Source organism: Neolewinella aurantiaca, assembly GCF_008014675.1.
GTDB classification, from domain to species: Bacteria; Bacteroidota; Bacteroidia; order Chitinophagales; family Saprospiraceae; genus Neolewinella; species Neolewinella aurantiaca.
This window is the reverse complement of sequence record NZ_VOXD01000015.1, coordinates 126,934-143,508: the sequence shown is the minus strand read 5'-3', so window position 1 is coordinate 143,508 and position 16,575 is coordinate 126,934. Positions and strand designations below refer to the sequence as shown.

At 49.2% G+C, this 16,575-nt stretch carries 11 protein-coding genes; 5 read left to right on the top strand and 6 right to left on the bottom strand.

Translation table 11 applies throughout. The annotated features are described in order from the left end of the window. Window positions 1–434: 434 nt before the first annotated feature. Entirely contained in the window at window positions 435–1,166 is a 732-nt protein-coding gene (locus tag FUA23_RS11405; protein WP_147930869.1) for an HNH endonuclease, read from the top strand. A 32-nt stretch (window positions 1,167–1,198) separates the two neighbouring features. On the opposite strand, the gene FUA23_RS22275 is transcribed toward FUA23_RS11405, so the two are convergent. Then, window positions 1,199–1,375: a hypothetical protein gene (locus tag FUA23_RS22275; RefSeq protein ID WP_187270984.1), complete on the bottom strand. Its 177-nt coding sequence runs from the start codon at window positions 1,373–1,375 to the stop codon at window positions 1,199–1,201. Between the two features lie 76 nt (window positions 1,376–1,451). Further along, complete coding sequence (locus FUA23_RS11400; RefSeq protein ID WP_222707026.1) at window positions 1,452–1,772, bottom strand: hypothetical protein; 321 nt, start codon at window positions 1,770–1,772, stop codon at window positions 1,452–1,454. A 310-nt stretch (window positions 1,773–2,082) separates the two neighbouring features. On the opposite strand from FUA23_RS11400, the gene FUA23_RS11395 reads away from it, so the two are divergent. Continuing rightward, on the top strand, window positions 2,083–2,934 hold the full coding sequence (locus FUA23_RS11395; protein WP_147930867.1) for a KilA-N domain-containing protein: 852 nt from the start codon (window positions 2,083–2,085) through the stop codon (window positions 2,932–2,934). Window positions 2,935–3,023: 89 nt separating this feature from the next. Here the strand turns inward: FUA23_RS11395 and FUA23_RS11390 are convergent, their stop codons facing one another. The 4 genes from FUA23_RS11390 to FUA23_RS11375 all read right to left on the bottom strand — a co-directional run bounded on the left by FUA23_RS11390 (window position 3,024) and on the right by FUA23_RS11375 (window position 6,133). Continuing rightward, window positions 3,024–3,989 carry an ArdC family protein gene (locus tag FUA23_RS11390; protein WP_147930866.1) on the bottom strand — a complete coding sequence of 322 codons (966 nt, stop codon included), beginning with the start codon at window positions 3,987–3,989 and terminating at the stop codon, window positions 3,024–3,026. Window positions 3,990–4,300: 311 nt separating this feature from the next. Continuing rightward, window positions 4,301–4,756 (bottom strand): hypothetical protein, encoded by a 456-nt coding sequence (locus FUA23_RS11385; protein WP_147930865.1) that lies wholly within the window; start codon window positions 4,754–4,756, stop codon window positions 4,301–4,303. Next, the gene (locus FUA23_RS11380; RefSeq protein ID WP_147930864.1) at window positions 4,743–5,351 is read right to left on the bottom strand and encodes a hypothetical protein; all 609 of its coding nucleotides are present in this window, start codon (window positions 5,349–5,351) and stop codon (window positions 4,743–4,745) included. The genes FUA23_RS11385 and FUA23_RS11380 overlap by 14 nt, the downstream gene beginning before the upstream one ends. A 95-nt stretch (window positions 5,352–5,446) precedes the next feature. Then, on the bottom strand, window positions 5,447–6,133 hold the full coding sequence (locus FUA23_RS11375; RefSeq protein WP_147930863.1) for a hypothetical protein: 687 nt from the start codon (window positions 6,131–6,133) through the stop codon (window positions 5,447–5,449). Between the two features lie 1,288 nt (window positions 6,134–7,421). Here FUA23_RS11375 and FUA23_RS11370 point away from each other — a divergent pair. The 3 genes from FUA23_RS11370 to FUA23_RS11360 are packed head-to-tail and all read left to right on the top strand — an operon-like array spanning window position 7,422 to window position 15,822. Continuing rightward, window positions 7,422–8,630 carry a hypothetical protein gene (locus tag FUA23_RS11370; RefSeq protein WP_147930862.1) on the top strand — a complete coding sequence of 403 codons (1,209 nt, stop codon included), beginning with the start codon at window positions 7,422–7,424 and terminating at the stop codon, window positions 8,628–8,630. 38 nt (window positions 8,631–8,668) lie between these two features. Then, a complete protein-coding gene (locus FUA23_RS11365) occupies window positions 8,669–15,244 on the top strand; it encodes a DUF6443 domain-containing protein (RefSeq protein ID WP_147930861.1) in 6,576 nt (2,191 codons plus the stop codon). After that, a complete protein-coding gene (locus FUA23_RS11360) occupies window positions 15,244–15,822 on the top strand; it encodes an SMP domain-containing protein (RefSeq protein WP_147930860.1) in 579 nt (192 codons plus the stop codon). The genes FUA23_RS11365 and FUA23_RS11360 overlap by 1 nt, the downstream gene beginning before the upstream one ends. Window positions 15,823–16,575 lie beyond the last annotated feature (753 nt).

Here is a 16,575-nt window from a genome sequence, read left to right as displayed (position 1 = left end):
AGCAGGTATACCTCAGCCTGATGCACAACGAGAAATCATGGAAGAAGAATGCTTATGGATGGAAAACCATTATGCGTGATCTGATCAAGACTTACGGCGATCGCATTACTAAGCACCTAGATGCCGCTTAAAAGGGCAGCGCGCGTTCCGCGCCGCGAAGTCTCCGGCCTCCGGCCTCCGACTTCGCGGCGCGGAACGCGCGCTCGTAGCAAGGCGAAGCCTTGCTAGAGACTATTCATTAACCCAGACACACTTAATTGAACTATCCCCTCTCTGCGGGCGCAAACTAGATTGTCGCTCAACCCCCTCCCAGCCTCCCCACACCGCTGCGCTGGGGAGGAGCAATCGCGACAATCTGGTTTGCGCCTCTCTCTGCACCTGCGACCGCGCCCACCGGAACCGCATAGAAACTTAAATGCTCTAATTTACCGCCCATGAAATCACCTAACTGGACCCGAGACGAAGCGATACTTCTTTTAGACCTCTACTTTTCCATCAACGAGCGTACGGACGTAAGTAAGCTGGAGCAGATGCAAGAGTTATCAGATACCTTGAACGCGCTACGGATTCATCCACTTAGTGTACGGCCACCAATGTTTCGGAATCGATCAGGTATAGAATTGAAGCTGGGTAACCTTTTAGCGATTGACCCACACTATAAAGGTGTAGGGATTCAAAACGGCTCTAAGCTTGACAGGCAAATATTTGAGGAATTCGCGGGGCGTAGAGAGGATTTGCGTCGTCTGGCGAATCAGATACGGTCAATTGCAGCACATCCTGTGCTTAACGATAAATTAGCTGAAATAGAATCGGCTGACTCCTTTGACAACGGGGTGGATGAAGGAGCTGTTGTCTTTAGGCTCCACAAGTTTAGGGAGCGAGACAAAAGCATTGTAGCCAAGAAGAAGCGAGTTGAGATGGCGAAGAGTGGCAAATTGGTGTGTGAAGTCTGTGCGTTCAACTTTACTGAAGTCTATGGGGATCTCGGGCTTGGTTTTATTGAGTGTCATCACCGTCGGCCTTTGTCGACGTTGCAGCCTGATGAGAAGACCAGACTGAAGGACCTGGCCTTGGTGTGCTCGAATTGTCATCGGATGCTTCATCGCCAACTGGAGACGTTATCCGTTGAAGCATTAAAGGAGATCTTTGAGGCTAATCGCTTATGAGTAGGACCTCATAGCTGTAATGGACTAATGATTCAAGCCGCCCGATAATACGTCACTACCCTACCCTTATAACCGAGGACGACGAATTTGGGGTACCGGTCGTTGCGGAAGTGAGCATCCTGGACGATGGAACGGAGGATGTTGCGGGGAACTTGTTGAAGGGGTAGGCGAACCTCGCGGAGTGGTTGCTGGTATTGGTAGGGTTTCACCGTCTAAAAATAGGGGTTTGAACTTGTAAATGCAAGTCTGTTTTGGTGGGTAGCGGTACCAGAGCAGTTGAAACTTCTAAAGCGGCTGACTATACCCCAAAACAAAGTCATAACTATAGCCTTGAGCGACTCTGATGCCGCCAATACTTGAGAGTATCTGAACCCCCGCTTTCACGAAGCCTTCGCCTACTTCTAATATCGGCCCCAGCTGGACGGCAGCTGCGCCATCTGACCCGAGGGAGAGGCCCGTCCACATGACGCCAGTGAGTTCGAAGAGAACGGAGCCGCTGGCCCTGACGACATTGGGTGCGCTGGGGAGGAGCAATCGCGACAATCTGGTTTGCGCCCAGATGTAACGGGTGATCCCTAAAGACAGGGAAATTGGTGATGGGTACATAGGGGTGACCAAAAACTTAACATTTGAAGCATCAGCTCTTAAATATTTTGCCGCAAATAGTTTGAAGTTTACTATCTTGTGTGCTTATCTATTAAGTTTTTGCGCGGCTTGCCTTATGGGGTGGGGTCGCGCTTTTGTTTTCAGATACTTGATTTTTGGATCATGTCGAACCCCACGAAATTTGATGCCTCCCTAAGCAGTTATTTAAAGACTCATCCTTTCATAAAATCAGGCGAGAAGCAGACCAAACTACTAACAACTAGTGGTTTTTAATGGTGAAAAGTCGTACATTGTGGTAAATTAATGAGGCATGGCTAAAGAGGATGAAGACCTGATTGTTGAAGGTCGCAAGATCAAATTTGACAATGGTTATATGTCCCTAACGGACATAGCATCTTTGAAAGGCACCCCTAGTCCTCTGATCCAGGATTGGTTGCGCTTGTCCGCTACCCTAGCTTTTGTTCAGGAGTGGGAAATGGCTACCAATCCGGGATTCGACGTCGAGCAGTTTGCTCAAATAAGAGCTCAGACCGGTGCTGGCTCTTTCCGGATTTCGGCTAATCAACTTAACCAATCAGGCTGTATCGGTATTTACTCGAAGAGGGGGCGCAGCGGCGGAACCTACGCTGCCGTCGAATGGGCCATCCATTTCACCAACTGGCTGGATCCCAAATTTTACTTAGGCACGCTACGTGGTTACCTTAAGTTACTTAACTCTGTACACGGTAAGCACATGATCGAAAAGCGAATGACCCGCGAGCTGGCCAGTGAAACGCTCCGGCTTCCGACGGGTAAAGCTTTGTCGTCTTTACCTGCCTCCGCAGACCCTCTTTTTGAAAGGCGATTTGCTTCCATTGAGGCGGACATGATCAACCTGGCTATGTGGGGGATGACTGCGATGACCTGGCGAGCAAAGTTTCCGCAAAAAAACGCTCGCAAAAACATGAGAGACTTTGCTACAAAGGAAGAGCTAAAAGCCGTAACGGCACTTCAGGTTATTAGTCAGGAGATGCAAGAGAACGGCTACTCGGCCGAAGAGCGCTTGGTTCGTCTTACCGTTAAAGCTGACGAGTACATTAAATTATTCTGCTCTACTCCTGAAAAAGAAGCGGTTCTCGAACTTGCCCAGCACAAACGAGGCTGGGGTCGCTTTACTTTTTAAACTAGGGGATATCCCCTAGTTTAAAGCGGGTCATATGACCCACTCTAAACTGACAGGTTACGAGTTCGCTAAACCTTTGAAACTAGTACCTACGTAGGTACCTCCAGCAAAAAGTTAACCGCCTTCTGCGCCTGGCTGGACGCCTGGAAGAGGAAGCGTTTGTCGTTTTTGAGCAGCTGGAGGTAAGAATCGATGTAAGCGGCGGCGTTCTCCAGCCCCCCAGCCCCCAAAGGGGGAGCAACAGTGATGCCAGCGTGCTGACAAAGGTAGACGGCGCCGAGTTCGGCGATGAGTTCTTCCTGAGCGTGGGTTTCCGACCCTGGCTTGCGTTGTTCCTTTGGTAGTGTGATGCCGGGGCGACTGAGGCGGGAGGCATGGCCGGTGCTGTGGATGGTTTCGTGAAAGAGGGTTTTGTAGTAGGCCTCGGGCGAATGAAAGCGGGGCAACGGTGGCATATTGATGCGGTCGGCTTTAGGTGTGTAGAAGGCGTGGTTCAGGTCGTCGTGACGGATTTCGAGGCCCCCTGGCCCCCAAAGGGGGAATGAAGCAACGAAATTATCGCAAGCCTCGATCGGGGCGCTGGGGTTTTCCTTCAGCTCAGGAATTTCAAAGTTGATGCCGTCGATATCGGCGATGTTGAACAGGTGGAAGGTTCGGGGCATTGGAATGGCGGCCCCCCATCCCCCAGAGGGGGAGCTTTCTTTCAGTTTTGCGAGCTCTGCGGCTTTGAGGATTTTGCCATCAACATTCTTATATAAAGTCTTGAAAAAGTAGACCGTTTCGGCTTTGGCCCCTTTGCGGACCTGGCCACCGAGGGCCTGGGCTTGCTTGTAGGTGAGGTAAAAGGGCACGTCGAAATTCGGGAAGAAGTTGAGTAAAAAGGCATTGATGCCGGTGTAGACGTGGCCAGTGGCGTAGTTGCGGGCGAGTCCGTACTGGTTCCAGGGGCGTTGCCAGGGAACGGTTCCGGCTTCGAGGAGCTCGATGACTTTGTTAGTGATGACCTGGTATAGGTCTGGCTTTACGCGCGGTGCGCGTTTGGTTTTGGAAGGCATGGAATTGTGGTTTAAAGGTTAGAAAAATGTGGTTGGAGCGAAGGCATTTAAACCCTCTTCCCCAGCCCCTCTCCTAGGGAGAGGGGGGACTTTCCGGCTATGTTTTCGGGCAGGAATCAGTGATCTTGGCGGGTAATTGTGGCTTGAGGTCGGTGGTCTTGGAGTGCAGCATTTTAGGCGCGGCCGCAGGTGCTGTGGAAGCCCCCCAACCCCCAAAGGGGGGGCTAGGAAAAGCAGGGAGAAGAGCCGTTTTACAAGCTTCTGACATTGGCTCCCCTACCCTGCGAAAAAACACCTACAGACACGCAAAATCATTTTGAGATATTACTGGATGAGTAACCTAGTTTTAACCGCTGCGGCTCGTGTGCATCGCAGCGGCTGAACTTGGTTCCCTGCATGATCTCATAGGAAACCTCGCCGATGATTTCGGTGAACCGGGGGCCGGTGATCAGGATTTTCCCCTGGACGCTGAGACGGGCACCGGGTAAGATGGCGCGGTTGGTTACCTCTTCGTGGTACTGGCTGGTGCCGTAGGCACGGAAGAAGTCGCGGTCGACGTGGGTGACGCGCTGGTCGCCGAAGATTTCCCGGAGACCGGTACCGGTGGCACGGACGTAAACGGTGCGGATGGTGCGGGTGTCGGGGTCGATGAGGAGCGCGGCGACTTTAGGAAACGGTGCGCGGGGGTACTGGGCCACCGGTGCCGCGCTTCTCCCGGTGCTGGACCGGGAGAAGGGGCGTGAGTGGAGGTCGTTAAGCTGCGACATGCTCGGTTACTTCTGTGGATTGAGCTTCGTAGTCGGGGGCTTGATAGCCGTCTTGAAGCAGGATGGTTTCGGGGTGGGTGACGGTATCGTCGCGGTAGATGGGCGGGAGTGCTTCGCGGATGGCCTCGGCTTTGGCTATGGCTTCTTTGGGCAGTTCCTCGAAACTGAAATCGGCGACGTAATACGGGCCGTGCTCGGGGTGCTTGCGGGGCAAGGGGCGGACAGTGATCAGGGAGGTGATGGGGCTAACGCCGTCGTAAACCATCCGCTTGCCGGCGGCGTCGTAGAAACGGTCGACGCTGGAGGAGTGGAACAAGACGCCGCACACATGGCCACTCTTATTGAGGAAGAAGATCTCGAGCCACTTGCGATCGGGGCCTTTGAACAGGGGCGCGGTAAATACGCGCAAGGCTAAAGGCAGGATGCAGAAGGTGGAGCCGTTGGAGGTGATTTCTTTTTCCTTCTCGTAGTTGAGGGTGCCTTCCTTAGCGTTGAACCTGTAATTACGAGGGAGACCTTCGAGGTAGGTGACGCGCTCGGGGAGAGCTTTGGCGAAGGATGCGGGGTCGGATAGTGGGGAGTAATTGGTTGTCATGGCAATGGTTGTTGATTCTGCCCTATTATTTTGCGGGCGGGTGAAGCCCCCCAGCCCCCAAAGGGGGAGCCAGGGAGGCCGATAAATGATTGATTTTAACCGAAGTAGAAAGCTTGCTCTTCCATGGCCTGGATGTCTTGATCAGAAGCCTCTGGTGGGCCGTAGGCGGGGGCTAATTGACCGGCACATTCGCTGCGCGGCTGCCAGAGGCGGTCACGGTTATAGCCGTGATATTCGGGTGGTGTGCTGCCGTTTCCGTAGAGGAAGTCGAGGTCTTGCTCGGCTTCGCTTTTTGGTTCTTTGTGGTAGTCGTGGGGGCTGGGGATATCGATGACCCTGACCGGCCCGAAGGGGGCTGGACCTGGGCCGCCCTGCGGAGCGGTCGGGCTGACGGTATCGGGGTCGTCGCCTAGCTTTTTCTGCAGCCAGGCGATGAGCTTGCCCTCAAAGACCTCGGAGGGGTAGAAAAGTGGAATGAGCTCTAAGGCAAGGGCTTCGACGGCCCCACGGGCCGTGGTACCAGCCGGAACGCGGAAGGTGGCGAAGTACTCACCCAAACGCTCTACCTCCTCCCATTCTTCCGGGAGGGTCTGGGGTAGGCCCAGCGGTGAAGTGGTGATGACGGCAAATAACCCGTTGGCATTATCCGCCGGAAGGATCTCGGTAGCATGGATGAAGTCCGCCAGCAGGTGATCAATGAGGAAACGGCGGGGCGCAAGTCCGCGCCAAAGCTCGAGCCCGGGCATGCCGGTGGCCTTCGCCAGAAGCGTATCTAAAAGCATTTGTGTGGAGTAAGTGCCCGGGCAGCCATTGTTTAAACTGGCCACCCGGGGCGGTTATCTATTAAGTTAAAGCGCGGCTAAATGGCTGTAAGTCAGCCCCTTAACCTACTTAAAGATACGATTTTTAGTTGGTTTTATCAACATAAAAATACAAATAATTGCATTTAATTTACTGGCTGTCAGGGGGTTAGGAGTGCTACGCTTTGGTTAGTGTGGCTTTCCGGTTTTCACTTTTGGATCCTGGTTTTTGGAGCATGATACCTGGCTGGTGACGATGGGGCAAAGCACCGTGCTTAATGGCCCCGAGAACAAGGTCCCCGGTCGCGGAGCCTCAGACCCTGCGGTTCCGGACGCAAGGCGCGCTGCGCGCACCTTGGGGGCCACGGGCAGCCGAGCAAAGAGAAAAATCCGCGCATAATAATGGTCGCCCCGTTGTTTGTGGCGAAGAGACTATGTTTTAGTTTACGACAAGGCTTTCCTGGAGTAACTAATGATAACACCCAAGACAAGGGGCAGCGATGCCCGGGCAGGGACGGCGGCCGCGACCACGAGCCACCGGAGGGAGAAAAACCGCGCAAAAAAGCCAGCACACTTGACGGGCTTTTTTGCGCGGTTTTTTGACTGGAGGTGGTGAAGGGGGCGTGGCTGCCGGCACGCCCGGGCCCTGCGCCCTGTGAAGGGTGCCTTTATGGCTTAGTTGGTAGTTCTTAGTATTGATGATCCGAAGGCGACTTGGCCCCCTTACCCTGCTCTTCTCGACTTTTATTGCACCTGCGGCCGCGCCAAAAAGTGCTTCATCCTACCTATACCCGGCCAAAAAACTATACACATGGGGCTTGAAATAGTATGTGTCAAATTTGGTAGATAAATGTAGGAAAGGCCACACGATGACAAGCAAGAAAAGGATGCTGCATTATATTCATTTCTGGTCTGACGCTTTCGAATTTTGTAAAATGTTAAAAATAGATATTCGCTAGTTATTTCTCGACAATATAAATAACTTTACAGGGTAAGAAGCTCTCCTTTTTTAAAAGGCTTCAAAATTACCCAGCCCCTTTTATTAACATCCAATTTAACTTTCATAGCGTTGAGTTTTATTGGAATTGCTATTACGTCCTCATTCGGGGGAGCTGGTATAGGAATTTTCAGTGATTTGATTCTTGGTTAATTGAGTCAAGGGTTTAACTGAATATGGAGAAACAGTGTCCCTGCGTCTTTAGTCATAAGATGAGGTTCTCGCAAGTAATACCCAAGCCACTATTTCTGTCTGACAAATACATCTAAAACTATGTTTAAACTCCTTACTCTCCTACCCTGCCTATTCCCTCTTTGTGTTTTTGGGCAACTCATTTCCTGGTGGCCAACGTCTCACCCTACCGAGTATCCAGTTTCTAAGCTGTTGGTTGTTAATGACCTCATTTTATCGAGCACCCTGGGGGGAGAGGTCTTTTCAAGTGCGGACGGGGGAGACCATTGGGAAGCGGTTACTGAATCTCCCCAGCATTTTGCCATTAGAGACATGATTTATGTTGAAGATCAAGGGCTTATTGTGGCCACTAGCCATCACGGTGTCTTTGTGAGTCAAGACTTTGGAAGAAGCTGGGAGGAGAGTAACGAAAATCTAGGTTGTCTCAACACGAATAACCTAACTACGGATGAGTCCTATTTGTATGCCAGTACCAGTAATGGTCTCTATCAGCGTGAACTAGCGGGAAGATCGTGGGAGAAAATGGAGCTACCGAAGAGAGGCTATTCCTCGTTCATCCATACAGTGCAGGCAACACCGATTGGTATATTTGCCGGGGGTGTGAGTGCGCTGTATTACAGTGCGGATCAGGGGGCGAGCTGGTCTAAATACCAAAGCTCGGAATTCACCGATGTGATCAGTCTGTCTTGGTTTGAGAATAAGTTATTAGTGGGTACATCCGGTCGGGGAATATTCAATCTGGAATCCCCAGAAGGAGAGTGGTTGGAAGAAGTTGATTTAGAAAGTGCTCGGGAGGCGAGGGTTATCGACCAACTGCTTGCCGTTAATGGCTCGGTTGTAATCCTTTCGGGAGATATTGGTTTGGGGATAGGCAACGAAATACTATCAACAGGTCTTCCCGACAAGTTCCTGATGGATTTTTTACGTCTTGAGCAAAATGATTTAGTTGCTACGCGATTCCGTGGAGTTTATACCAGCAAACGTCCCATACTCGGACTCCAGAACACCGCAGGGCAAGAGGTCAAAAAAAATCCACTGGATGCAATAAGAATTTACCCCACAGTTACGGCTGATGAGATAACCATTGAAATTCCATCTGCTGAAACTGCGAAAGGTGTAAACAACATCAGGTTGTTGAATAGCGCGGGGTCAGTGGTTAAAGAGATAGCATTGGGTGAATTTAGCCCAAGACGAACGGTCTCCCTCCGTGATTTACCTGCCGGCAACTATTGGTGCCAGTTGATTCTAGACCAAGAGGTCTTCCAACAACTCATTATTCTCTCTAAGTGATCACCAGACTAGTCTCTTTACAACTTCAGCCAGAAGCTATGAAAGCTACCACCTACCTCCTTTTTCTCCTCCTCTCCTTTTCTACAATCAGCCTTAATGCCCAGACTTTTGACGATCATCCTTCTTTAGACGAGGCCGGTTTCCGCAGGCTGACGAACCTGAAGGAGCAAACACGAGTAGGAGCTACCCCTGAGGCCGCTTCTTTGGTTGGACAGACAGATGTTTCTGTTAATCCCTACACGGGCAGCGTCAATTACACCTTGCCCATCCACACGATGAAGGGCCATGCCTTGAGCATGGGTGTACGATTGAGTTATGGAGGCAACGGAAACAAAGTAGGTGAATTGCCCGGATGGATGGGTTTGGGCTGGACCCTGCAAGCTGGCGGCGTGGTGACAAGAACCGTAAGAGGTGCCCCGGACAATAAGGGCAACTACTTCAGCAAAGAGAGTGATATTGATGAGCTGATCACTTTTAATTCGGGAGACCTTATCCAAAAGAATGAGCTGATGTATGACGCCAAGCTAGGGTACCTGGAAACTCAGCCTGATATGTTTGACATCAAGTTCCCTGGTGGCGGCGGAACCTTTTTTATTGCGCCTGATAAGACTATCGTCTATCGAAATTCTGAAGATTTCAAGGTAACGCCTTCTTTTGATTCACAAGACAAAATCACCCAGTTCATTGTTAAAGATGGTCGGGGCAATAAGTACACCTTTGACCAGGCAGAGACTACGGAGATAAATGTCAATAATTCCGTTGACGGGAGTGCACAGATTGGTGTTTCGGTATATACCTTTCAGTCTGCCTGGTACCTATCCGAGGTAGAATCGTTTGATAAAACGGAGAAGATATTATCAACTTACCATACGGAGAGTGCTCCCTTTGATATTTTGGCAAATGACCATGATGTAGAAAACTGGAATTATCGGGTTAGTACGTTGCTTGACCAGTGCGGTCAGCCAGCTTGTGGAGCAGCGGTTACGGTGACAAGTTCCTCAGGCTCGATCTATTCTAGGGAGGTGTCTAACCGAAGGTGGTTGAGCTCGGCGAGGCTTCTTCGAAACAATCAAGAAGTTGAAAAAATTACCTTTAATCACAGCACTTTTTCTAAGAGCTATGGTAGCTACAGTTATTCGGGCAGGCAACTGGACGACATCAAGGTTTATCGAACAGAATCGAGCAGTTTCGTTGGCCACTACTTTACGTATGATGAGTCTACTGGTCGGCTGACACTGAAGGACTATACTTCGAGCTACTTACCGTCTGGTGAGAAGTATGACTTTTCCTATAGTTCGCCCTCCTTGCCCAACCCGGACTCCAGGGGTATCGATCATTGGGGGTACTATAATTCCAATAGTGCCACTTCTCTTGTACCTTCCGTTACCATCTGTAGCAGCACTACCTACACAGCGGGTAACGCTAACCGCGAGACCGATAGTTATAAGGTCAAGGCGGGGATGCTAACCGAAATCGCTTTTCCATCGGGAGGGCGCACCGAAATCACCTACGGAGCTCATCAGGTGCCGGACTGGGGTCCTTGCGGTACAGTTGCTACTTCAACAATCGTTTCAGGTGGTGGGGTGCGGGTGGAAAAAATCGAGAAGTTTAGTGATGCCAGCCATTCCACACCTGCGTCAAAAGTTGAGTATCGTTACCTACAGGATAATGGCACACGCAGTAGCGGCCTGCTACTTTCCAGGCCTCGATACGATGCGTTGACCACCTATTTCACCAATGATGAATACCCTAGCCAACAGGGGAACACCTGTGAGGTAGATCAGGATTTCTATTGTGATCGTCGCAACATCAGTTCACATAGTATTAACGGATTGCGCACGGTGGATGGCAGTTATGTAGGCTACAGCCGAGTAGAAGAAGTTAATGGGGGAAAAACGGTCTATCACTATAAAAACGATGAATATAATGCCGTCGAAGTAGACAAGTACACAAACGGAAAGTTACTTAAGAGAGAAGTGCTCGATGCCAGTGCTAAAAAACTGGCGGAAACCACTTATGAATACAATGACGTAAGGTCTACCAGCTCTGATCTGAAGGAAGTTCTCATCCACAGTGAGAGCCTACAATCTAACGAGATTTTTTTATGTAAACGAGCCAGCGGAGCTTACAACTGGGTAAATACCGCAGGACTGAGTGAACAGGGCGGCTGTGTTCAGTATGGCACTTTTAAGAGTAGGTTTTGGTCTGAAAACCTTACCCTGTTCCCCACCAGTTACGTGGTAACCAAGGAGATCATTAAGGAACATTTTTACAATGGTGGAAGCACGATTGCAGGAACGATCACTAAGGAGCGATTTTTTGCCTACGCTGATCCAAATACTTTGCAGCCCACAGAAATCTACTATTACAACAGCGATGGCAAAAAGCAAGTGCAGAAGAATTACTTTGCCTACACTCCTGGGAACCCGGAGACGACCAATCTTACAAATTTGAGGAACGGCAACTTCGTTTCCGTTCCATTGGCGAGTGTCTTTTTAGTTGGCACCAGCAAAAAGTACCAGAGCCAAACGCGGCGATCATCGTTCACTCACGGAACGGGATCGGGCTATTTTGTTTCGGAAACTTATGATGGGTTCAATGGTAACGCCGTTGAAAGGAATGAGAGCGTTGAAGAGCGTAATGATTATGGTACGATAGCCGAAGCTAAGATGGAACATGACCAGTCATCGGCCTATATCTGGTCGTACCGTGGAAGTTACATCAGTGCTGTGGTACAAAATGCTAGCGAGAACCAGGTGGCATTCACGAGTTTTGAATCCCCTTTAGACTACGGGGGTTGGACCGTAGATAATACCCAGCAGCAGTTCCCCTGGCACGACTATCGGGGGTACACTGCAAAAGTGGGCGGTGGCGTTAGCCGGTTAAACAAACTAACCAAGACCGGGCTTCCTTCCGGTAAGTACATATTAAGCTACTGGACGAAAAAACAGAGTGAGACCACATTGGAAGGAACTGCCTCTCAGGTTGATGTAAAAGTTTCTCCTGCTGATAATGAGGGCTGGTACTACGTGGAAAGAACTCTGGATGTTACTGGCGGAGACGTTGTTTTCCGTTTCTGGAACTATGTCGACGAGGTCCGGCTCTACCCAGCAGATGCGTTGATGACGACCTTTACTTTTGAGAAAGAGTTTCATCATTTGCGAGGAATGGGTGGACAAGACGGAATGGTGCAGAAGTTTACTTATGACGCTCATCACCGACTTGAGGGAATCCAGGACTTTGACGGTAACTACATTCGTACGGTGGAATATGCGTACGACGATGGCTCCGGAACGACACTCAACGAAGTCACTAGCCGGCAACCGCTGATTGCTGGAAAGACAACATTAGCAGCCGTAAATGCAACGGGTGTTGCAGATCTAATTAAGACCGTTAATTTTTCTGATGGATTGTTGCGGCCTATACAGTCCGTAGATGTAGGCGGTGCACCAGGATTGAAGGACGCTGTATCATTTAGTATTTATGACCAATACGGCCGAAAAACGAAGGAGTATTTGCCATGGATCGTGACCAGTAATGGTGGGGCGTACCGAACCAGTACTGTGAGTAACCAGGTCAGCTACTATACTGGTGCTTACAATAGTGCTGACGGGAATAAAGCCTACACTGAATCAATTGCGGAACCATCTCCTCTAAACCGCATAAACTCCGAAAAAGGGTTGGGGCAGTATCAACATGGCCAACCCCGACAAATTGTCTACCGAACCAACAACAGTAATGAGGTACGACGATTTGATCAATCCTATGGTTTTTACGCTGCTAATAGCCTGATGGTTTTGAAGGCTACTGATGAAGATGGTCGCACTTCCACAACGTTCACGGATAAAGCAGGACGAAGGGTGCGGCAGGACCAGGATGATGCCATGACTTACCATATCTATAACGACTTAGGAAGCCCCACTTATATTATTCCACCCAAGGTTGCAGCTGTTGGGCATACATTGACCTATAAAACGGTGTCCTATACTGATGTCAAAAACAATTCTTACGGTTACGTTTATTCTTCGGTAACTAATTTGCTTTCGAACAAACACATTCCAGGCCAGGGAAACAACAAAAGAACCTATTATTACTATGACCGCATGGATCGGCTGGTGTTGACAAAAGATGCTGATGGCAACCAACTATTTACCAAGTACGACATTTTGAACCGGCCAATTATGACGGGGCTGTATTCCGGTTCGGCCTTGCCTTCTGGCAGTAACGCTCTTTATGAGGAAAAGTCTACATCATCGAGTCATAAGTACACTATTAATCAGTCTTTTCCTACTTCTGGCACAACGGTGTATACAGCTACTTACTACGACGATTATGACTATGACGGGAACGGGACACCGGACACCGGTGCAAGTTATGATGCGCCACCATCGTCGCATTCAAGTTTTTATGATGGCTCAGCCAATGCCTTCGTGCGGGGCCAAGTAACTGGAGACCGAACATTTGTTTTACAAAGCAGCCCCATCGTATACCTTACGGGGTCAACATTTTATGATCGACGTGGCCGGGTAATCCAAACAAAAGCGACCAATCACTTGGGTGGTGAAGACGTAACCTGGGCGCAGTACAATTTTGCGGGGTGGCTGCTCCGCAACCGGAGGGAACATTCCAGCACGCCCGTTGGAGGAACCTCAAAGTCACTGGTTATCAATGAACGCTACACCCATGACGAGCGAGGGCGAGTAGAAAACACCTATCATCAAATCGGAGATAGTGGCGCAGAGCAAACAATATCGGAAAGGACTTATGATGACTGGGGGCGGGAATCAAATAAAAGGATAGCTAAACAGGGCATTTATTTCGGTCAAAGCATCGACTACTCCTATAACATTCTCGGCTGGCTTGAGGGGATCAATACCGTTTCAAATTCTACTATTTACAGTGCCATCTACAGTGACCTATTCTCCCAAGAGCTAAGCTACTTCACCGTCCCATCGGGAGTAAACGGCCTTGCCCAAAAAAGTGGGAACATCAGTGCCATCCAGTGGCGAAGCCACGGAGATGACAATAAGATAAAGGCCTACGGCTTTGAGTACGATGACTACGGTCGCCTTGAAGAAGCCAACTACATTGAGAACCTCAACGGTACTACCAGTGCGCAAGATCGCTACTCTGTACAGGGCCTCACGTACGATCTTAATGGCAACATCGAAACCCTGCTCCGGAAGGGTAAGCTGGCCAACGGCAGCTACGGGACGATCGACGATTTAACTTATGATTACCACACATCAACAACCAAGTCGCACAACTGGCTGAGAAGAATTTCGGACGATGGTGATTTAGCCGCTGGTTTCATGGCGCCGGGAACGGGCTGGCAAGACTTCGACTACGACGACCGAGGCAACCTAACCGCACAGGACAATAGCGGCATTACGGCCCTAACTCCGAACGTGTTCAACCTTCCGCAGCAGATCGTCAAATCAGGCGTCACGACGGAGATCATTTACGACGGGCGGGGGAACAAACTGGCCCAGATCACTACCGGTCAGCCCAGAAAAGATTATCTTGGGGGCATCGAAATCAGTGGGACCAACTTTGAGGCCATCATGCATGAGGAGGGCCGAGCAGTATTGGAAGGAACCTGGAAATACGAATATGTGCTGCGGGATCATCTTGGCAATACACGGGTAGTCTTTCGGCCGGGGACGGGTACTTCCCTCTCCGTGCAATCTACTCATGCGTATTATCCTTTTGGTATGGAGAATGCGGCTATTGGGACGGGGAGTAGTGGATTTGATTATAAGTACAACGGTAAAGAACTCGTTGATGGCTTGGGGTTGTATGATTATGGGGCTAGGTACTATGACCCGAGCATTGGACGTTGGGGGCAAATCGATCCTAGTGCCGAACAATATCTATCGCATTCTCCATACAATTACACCTTGAACAACCCTATTCTATACATTGATCCAGATGGAAGAAAGGTAGAATACGGTGACAATGTTTCTAAATCAGACAAAAAGGAATTTAAGCAACGGGTGAAATCGTTACGTAAGCAATCGAAAACTTTTAAGGCGATGTGGAAGGACTTAAAAAAGTCCAAAAATACTCATACTATCAAATTTACCGACAAGGGTAGTTCTAGTAACACTATAGACAATAGAGAAGCATATGTAAGTGATGGTAACGGAAACACTACCACTACTGTAAATCTAAATCAGACTAGCCTAGAAGGCGAAGAAGTAGGAAATAATATTGTTATTGGGCATGAAGTTGGACATGCTTGGAGAGCTGATCAAGGAAAGACAAATGTCGTCTTAAGTCCCGAAAATTTATCCGCAAACGAAATCCTATCACTAGGTCCTGACGCTGGTCAGGTTATGGCTGATCGAATGTTTGATAATGCAGTAGAGAAATCTGAAGCCTACATTGCCGAAGAAGTAGCTGCTTCGCATATTGAAAACATAATAAGATCTGAAGTGAATGAGTCGTCCGGAAGTAGCATTCCTCTTCGTAAACAATATAGTGGTTTGACCAAAGAATCTAGATCACCACGTGGAACCAGGAGAGAGACTTACAATGCTCCAACTATTAGACCAGGCTATAATTATTCTGGTAAAGTTGAACATTATAGTAAACTAAAAAATGGTAACTAATGCGTAATCTTTATCTTTTAGTATTTCTTTATTCGATTTCATTATTGCATGAAATAAACGCCCAGTCTTTTGACTTAGGCTCCACTCCTCCATGTATTATTCTCAAAGTTGACACCTCAGACATAGGCTTTTTGACAAGTGAGTATGAAGAAATCATACGTGATTTTAAATTTAAGTATAAAGGAGATATACTTGTCTTTGAGACAGGAGTTAATTCTGGGATGAAAACTACCTTTCTGAACGTAGCGAAAATATCACTTGAGACTAAATCATTGAAAATATATAAGTATCAAAACGGAGTATTAGTAGGTAAGAAGTTCCTAGGTTTAAATGGGTACGTTCTTCAAAGTATAGAAAATATATGGCTTCGTATCGAGAGTACAGATTACGAGATTTTTCCTCTCAGTTTAGGAAGAGGTCAAGATGATAAAGCATATCTTATTGTGAGTACTAAAGGGAATTGTTCAATCTATACTAGAGGAGTAAAAATTGAAGATATCCCCTCTGTTATGCAAGGTGAAGCTGGTAGCGCACTTACCCTAATCAAGACTTTACTGATTGATGCATTGGTCGACTAAAACTAAAATGAATGTCTAAAGTCCCCGCCCAATGAGTAGTTGCACGCAGGTGCCTTAGCACTTGTCGTGCAGCGGCAATTGGGTGGGGCGGAGTGATTTAGCTCTAGCCAGAGAGTGTTCATCTTACTTTGCCCTGTACTACGACTCCGCTCAGCAACCATGGCTGTACCTGATGAGAATCATTCAAGTTAGTGACCTCCAGTTTGTGTCATAACGCCTCATTATGATTCTTTTCCAAAAAAACGATAACTTTATATAAACCCGAACTTACTATAACTCCGCCGCAGATTGATCTGGGGTGGTGGGTGGGCGTCGGCCTATTGGTCTGCCACTGTGAGTTCGCTACGCGGCTGCCTTCGGCGGTGGCGGGGTGGCTTTGTTCCGGGATCGAGACTATGTTTCCGGTTTGGGAGAAAGTAGAGCGGCCCGGGTTTTGCGCGTCCGCCGGGGAGTGCGTAGCCGCCGGCGGACGCGCAAAATCCATGCCGTGGATAGAAGTCACCAAGCTTTAACGTGGAGGAAGCCGCCCCGCCAAGTGTGGCATGCCGCTTTCTTCGAAGAGCAGGGTTCAAAGTAATAGACTAGGCAGCACGGTGGACCGCTGCGGGTGGACGGAGCAGCTGGAAGTATGGAAGCTGGGCCTGGCCAGCGGAAATGGACAACGGCGCGGGCATCCGGAGGAAGTAATGTCTACAGTTACTAAAGGAAACGGTTTAGCCTTCAGCGCCGGGCTTCGATGGAGGTAAGGCTCTG

Bases quoted from the DNA above. Each gene is read 5' to 3' on its own strand.
- FUA23_RS11405 (WP_147930869.1), top strand. From the start codon at position 435: ATGAAATCACCTAACTGGACCCGAGACGAAGCGATACTTCTTTTAGAC.
- FUA23_RS11400 (WP_222707026.1), bottom strand. From the start codon at position 1,772: ATGTACCCATCACCAATTTCCCTGTCTTTAGGGATCACCCGTTACATC.
- FUA23_RS11395 (WP_147930867.1), top strand. From the start codon at position 2,083: ATGGCTAAAGAGGATGAAGACCTGATTGTTGAAGGTCGCAAGATCAAA.
- FUA23_RS11390 (WP_147930866.1), bottom strand. From the start codon at position 3,989: ATGCCTTCCAAAACCAAACGCGCACCGCGCGTAAAGCCAGACCTATAC.
- FUA23_RS11385 (WP_147930865.1), bottom strand. From the start codon at position 4,756: ATGTCGCAGCTTAACGACCTCCACTCACGCCCCTTCTCCCGGTCCAGC.
- FUA23_RS11380 (WP_147930864.1), bottom strand. From the start codon at position 5,351: ATGACAACCAATTACTCCCCACTATCCGACCCCGCATCCTTCGCCAAA.
- FUA23_RS11375 (WP_147930863.1), bottom strand. From the start codon at position 6,133: ATGCTTTTAGATACGCTTCTGGCGAAGGCCACCGGCATGCCCGGGCTC.
- FUA23_RS11370 (WP_147930862.1), top strand. From the start codon at position 7,422: ATGTTTAAACTCCTTACTCTCCTACCCTGCCTATTCCCTCTTTGTGTT.
- FUA23_RS11365 (WP_147930861.1), top strand. From the start codon at position 8,669: ATGAAAGCTACCACCTACCTCCTTTTTCTCCTCCTCTCCTTTTCTACA.
- FUA23_RS11360 (WP_147930860.1), top strand. From the start codon at position 15,244: ATGCGTAATCTTTATCTTTTAGTATTTCTTTATTCGATTTCATTATTG.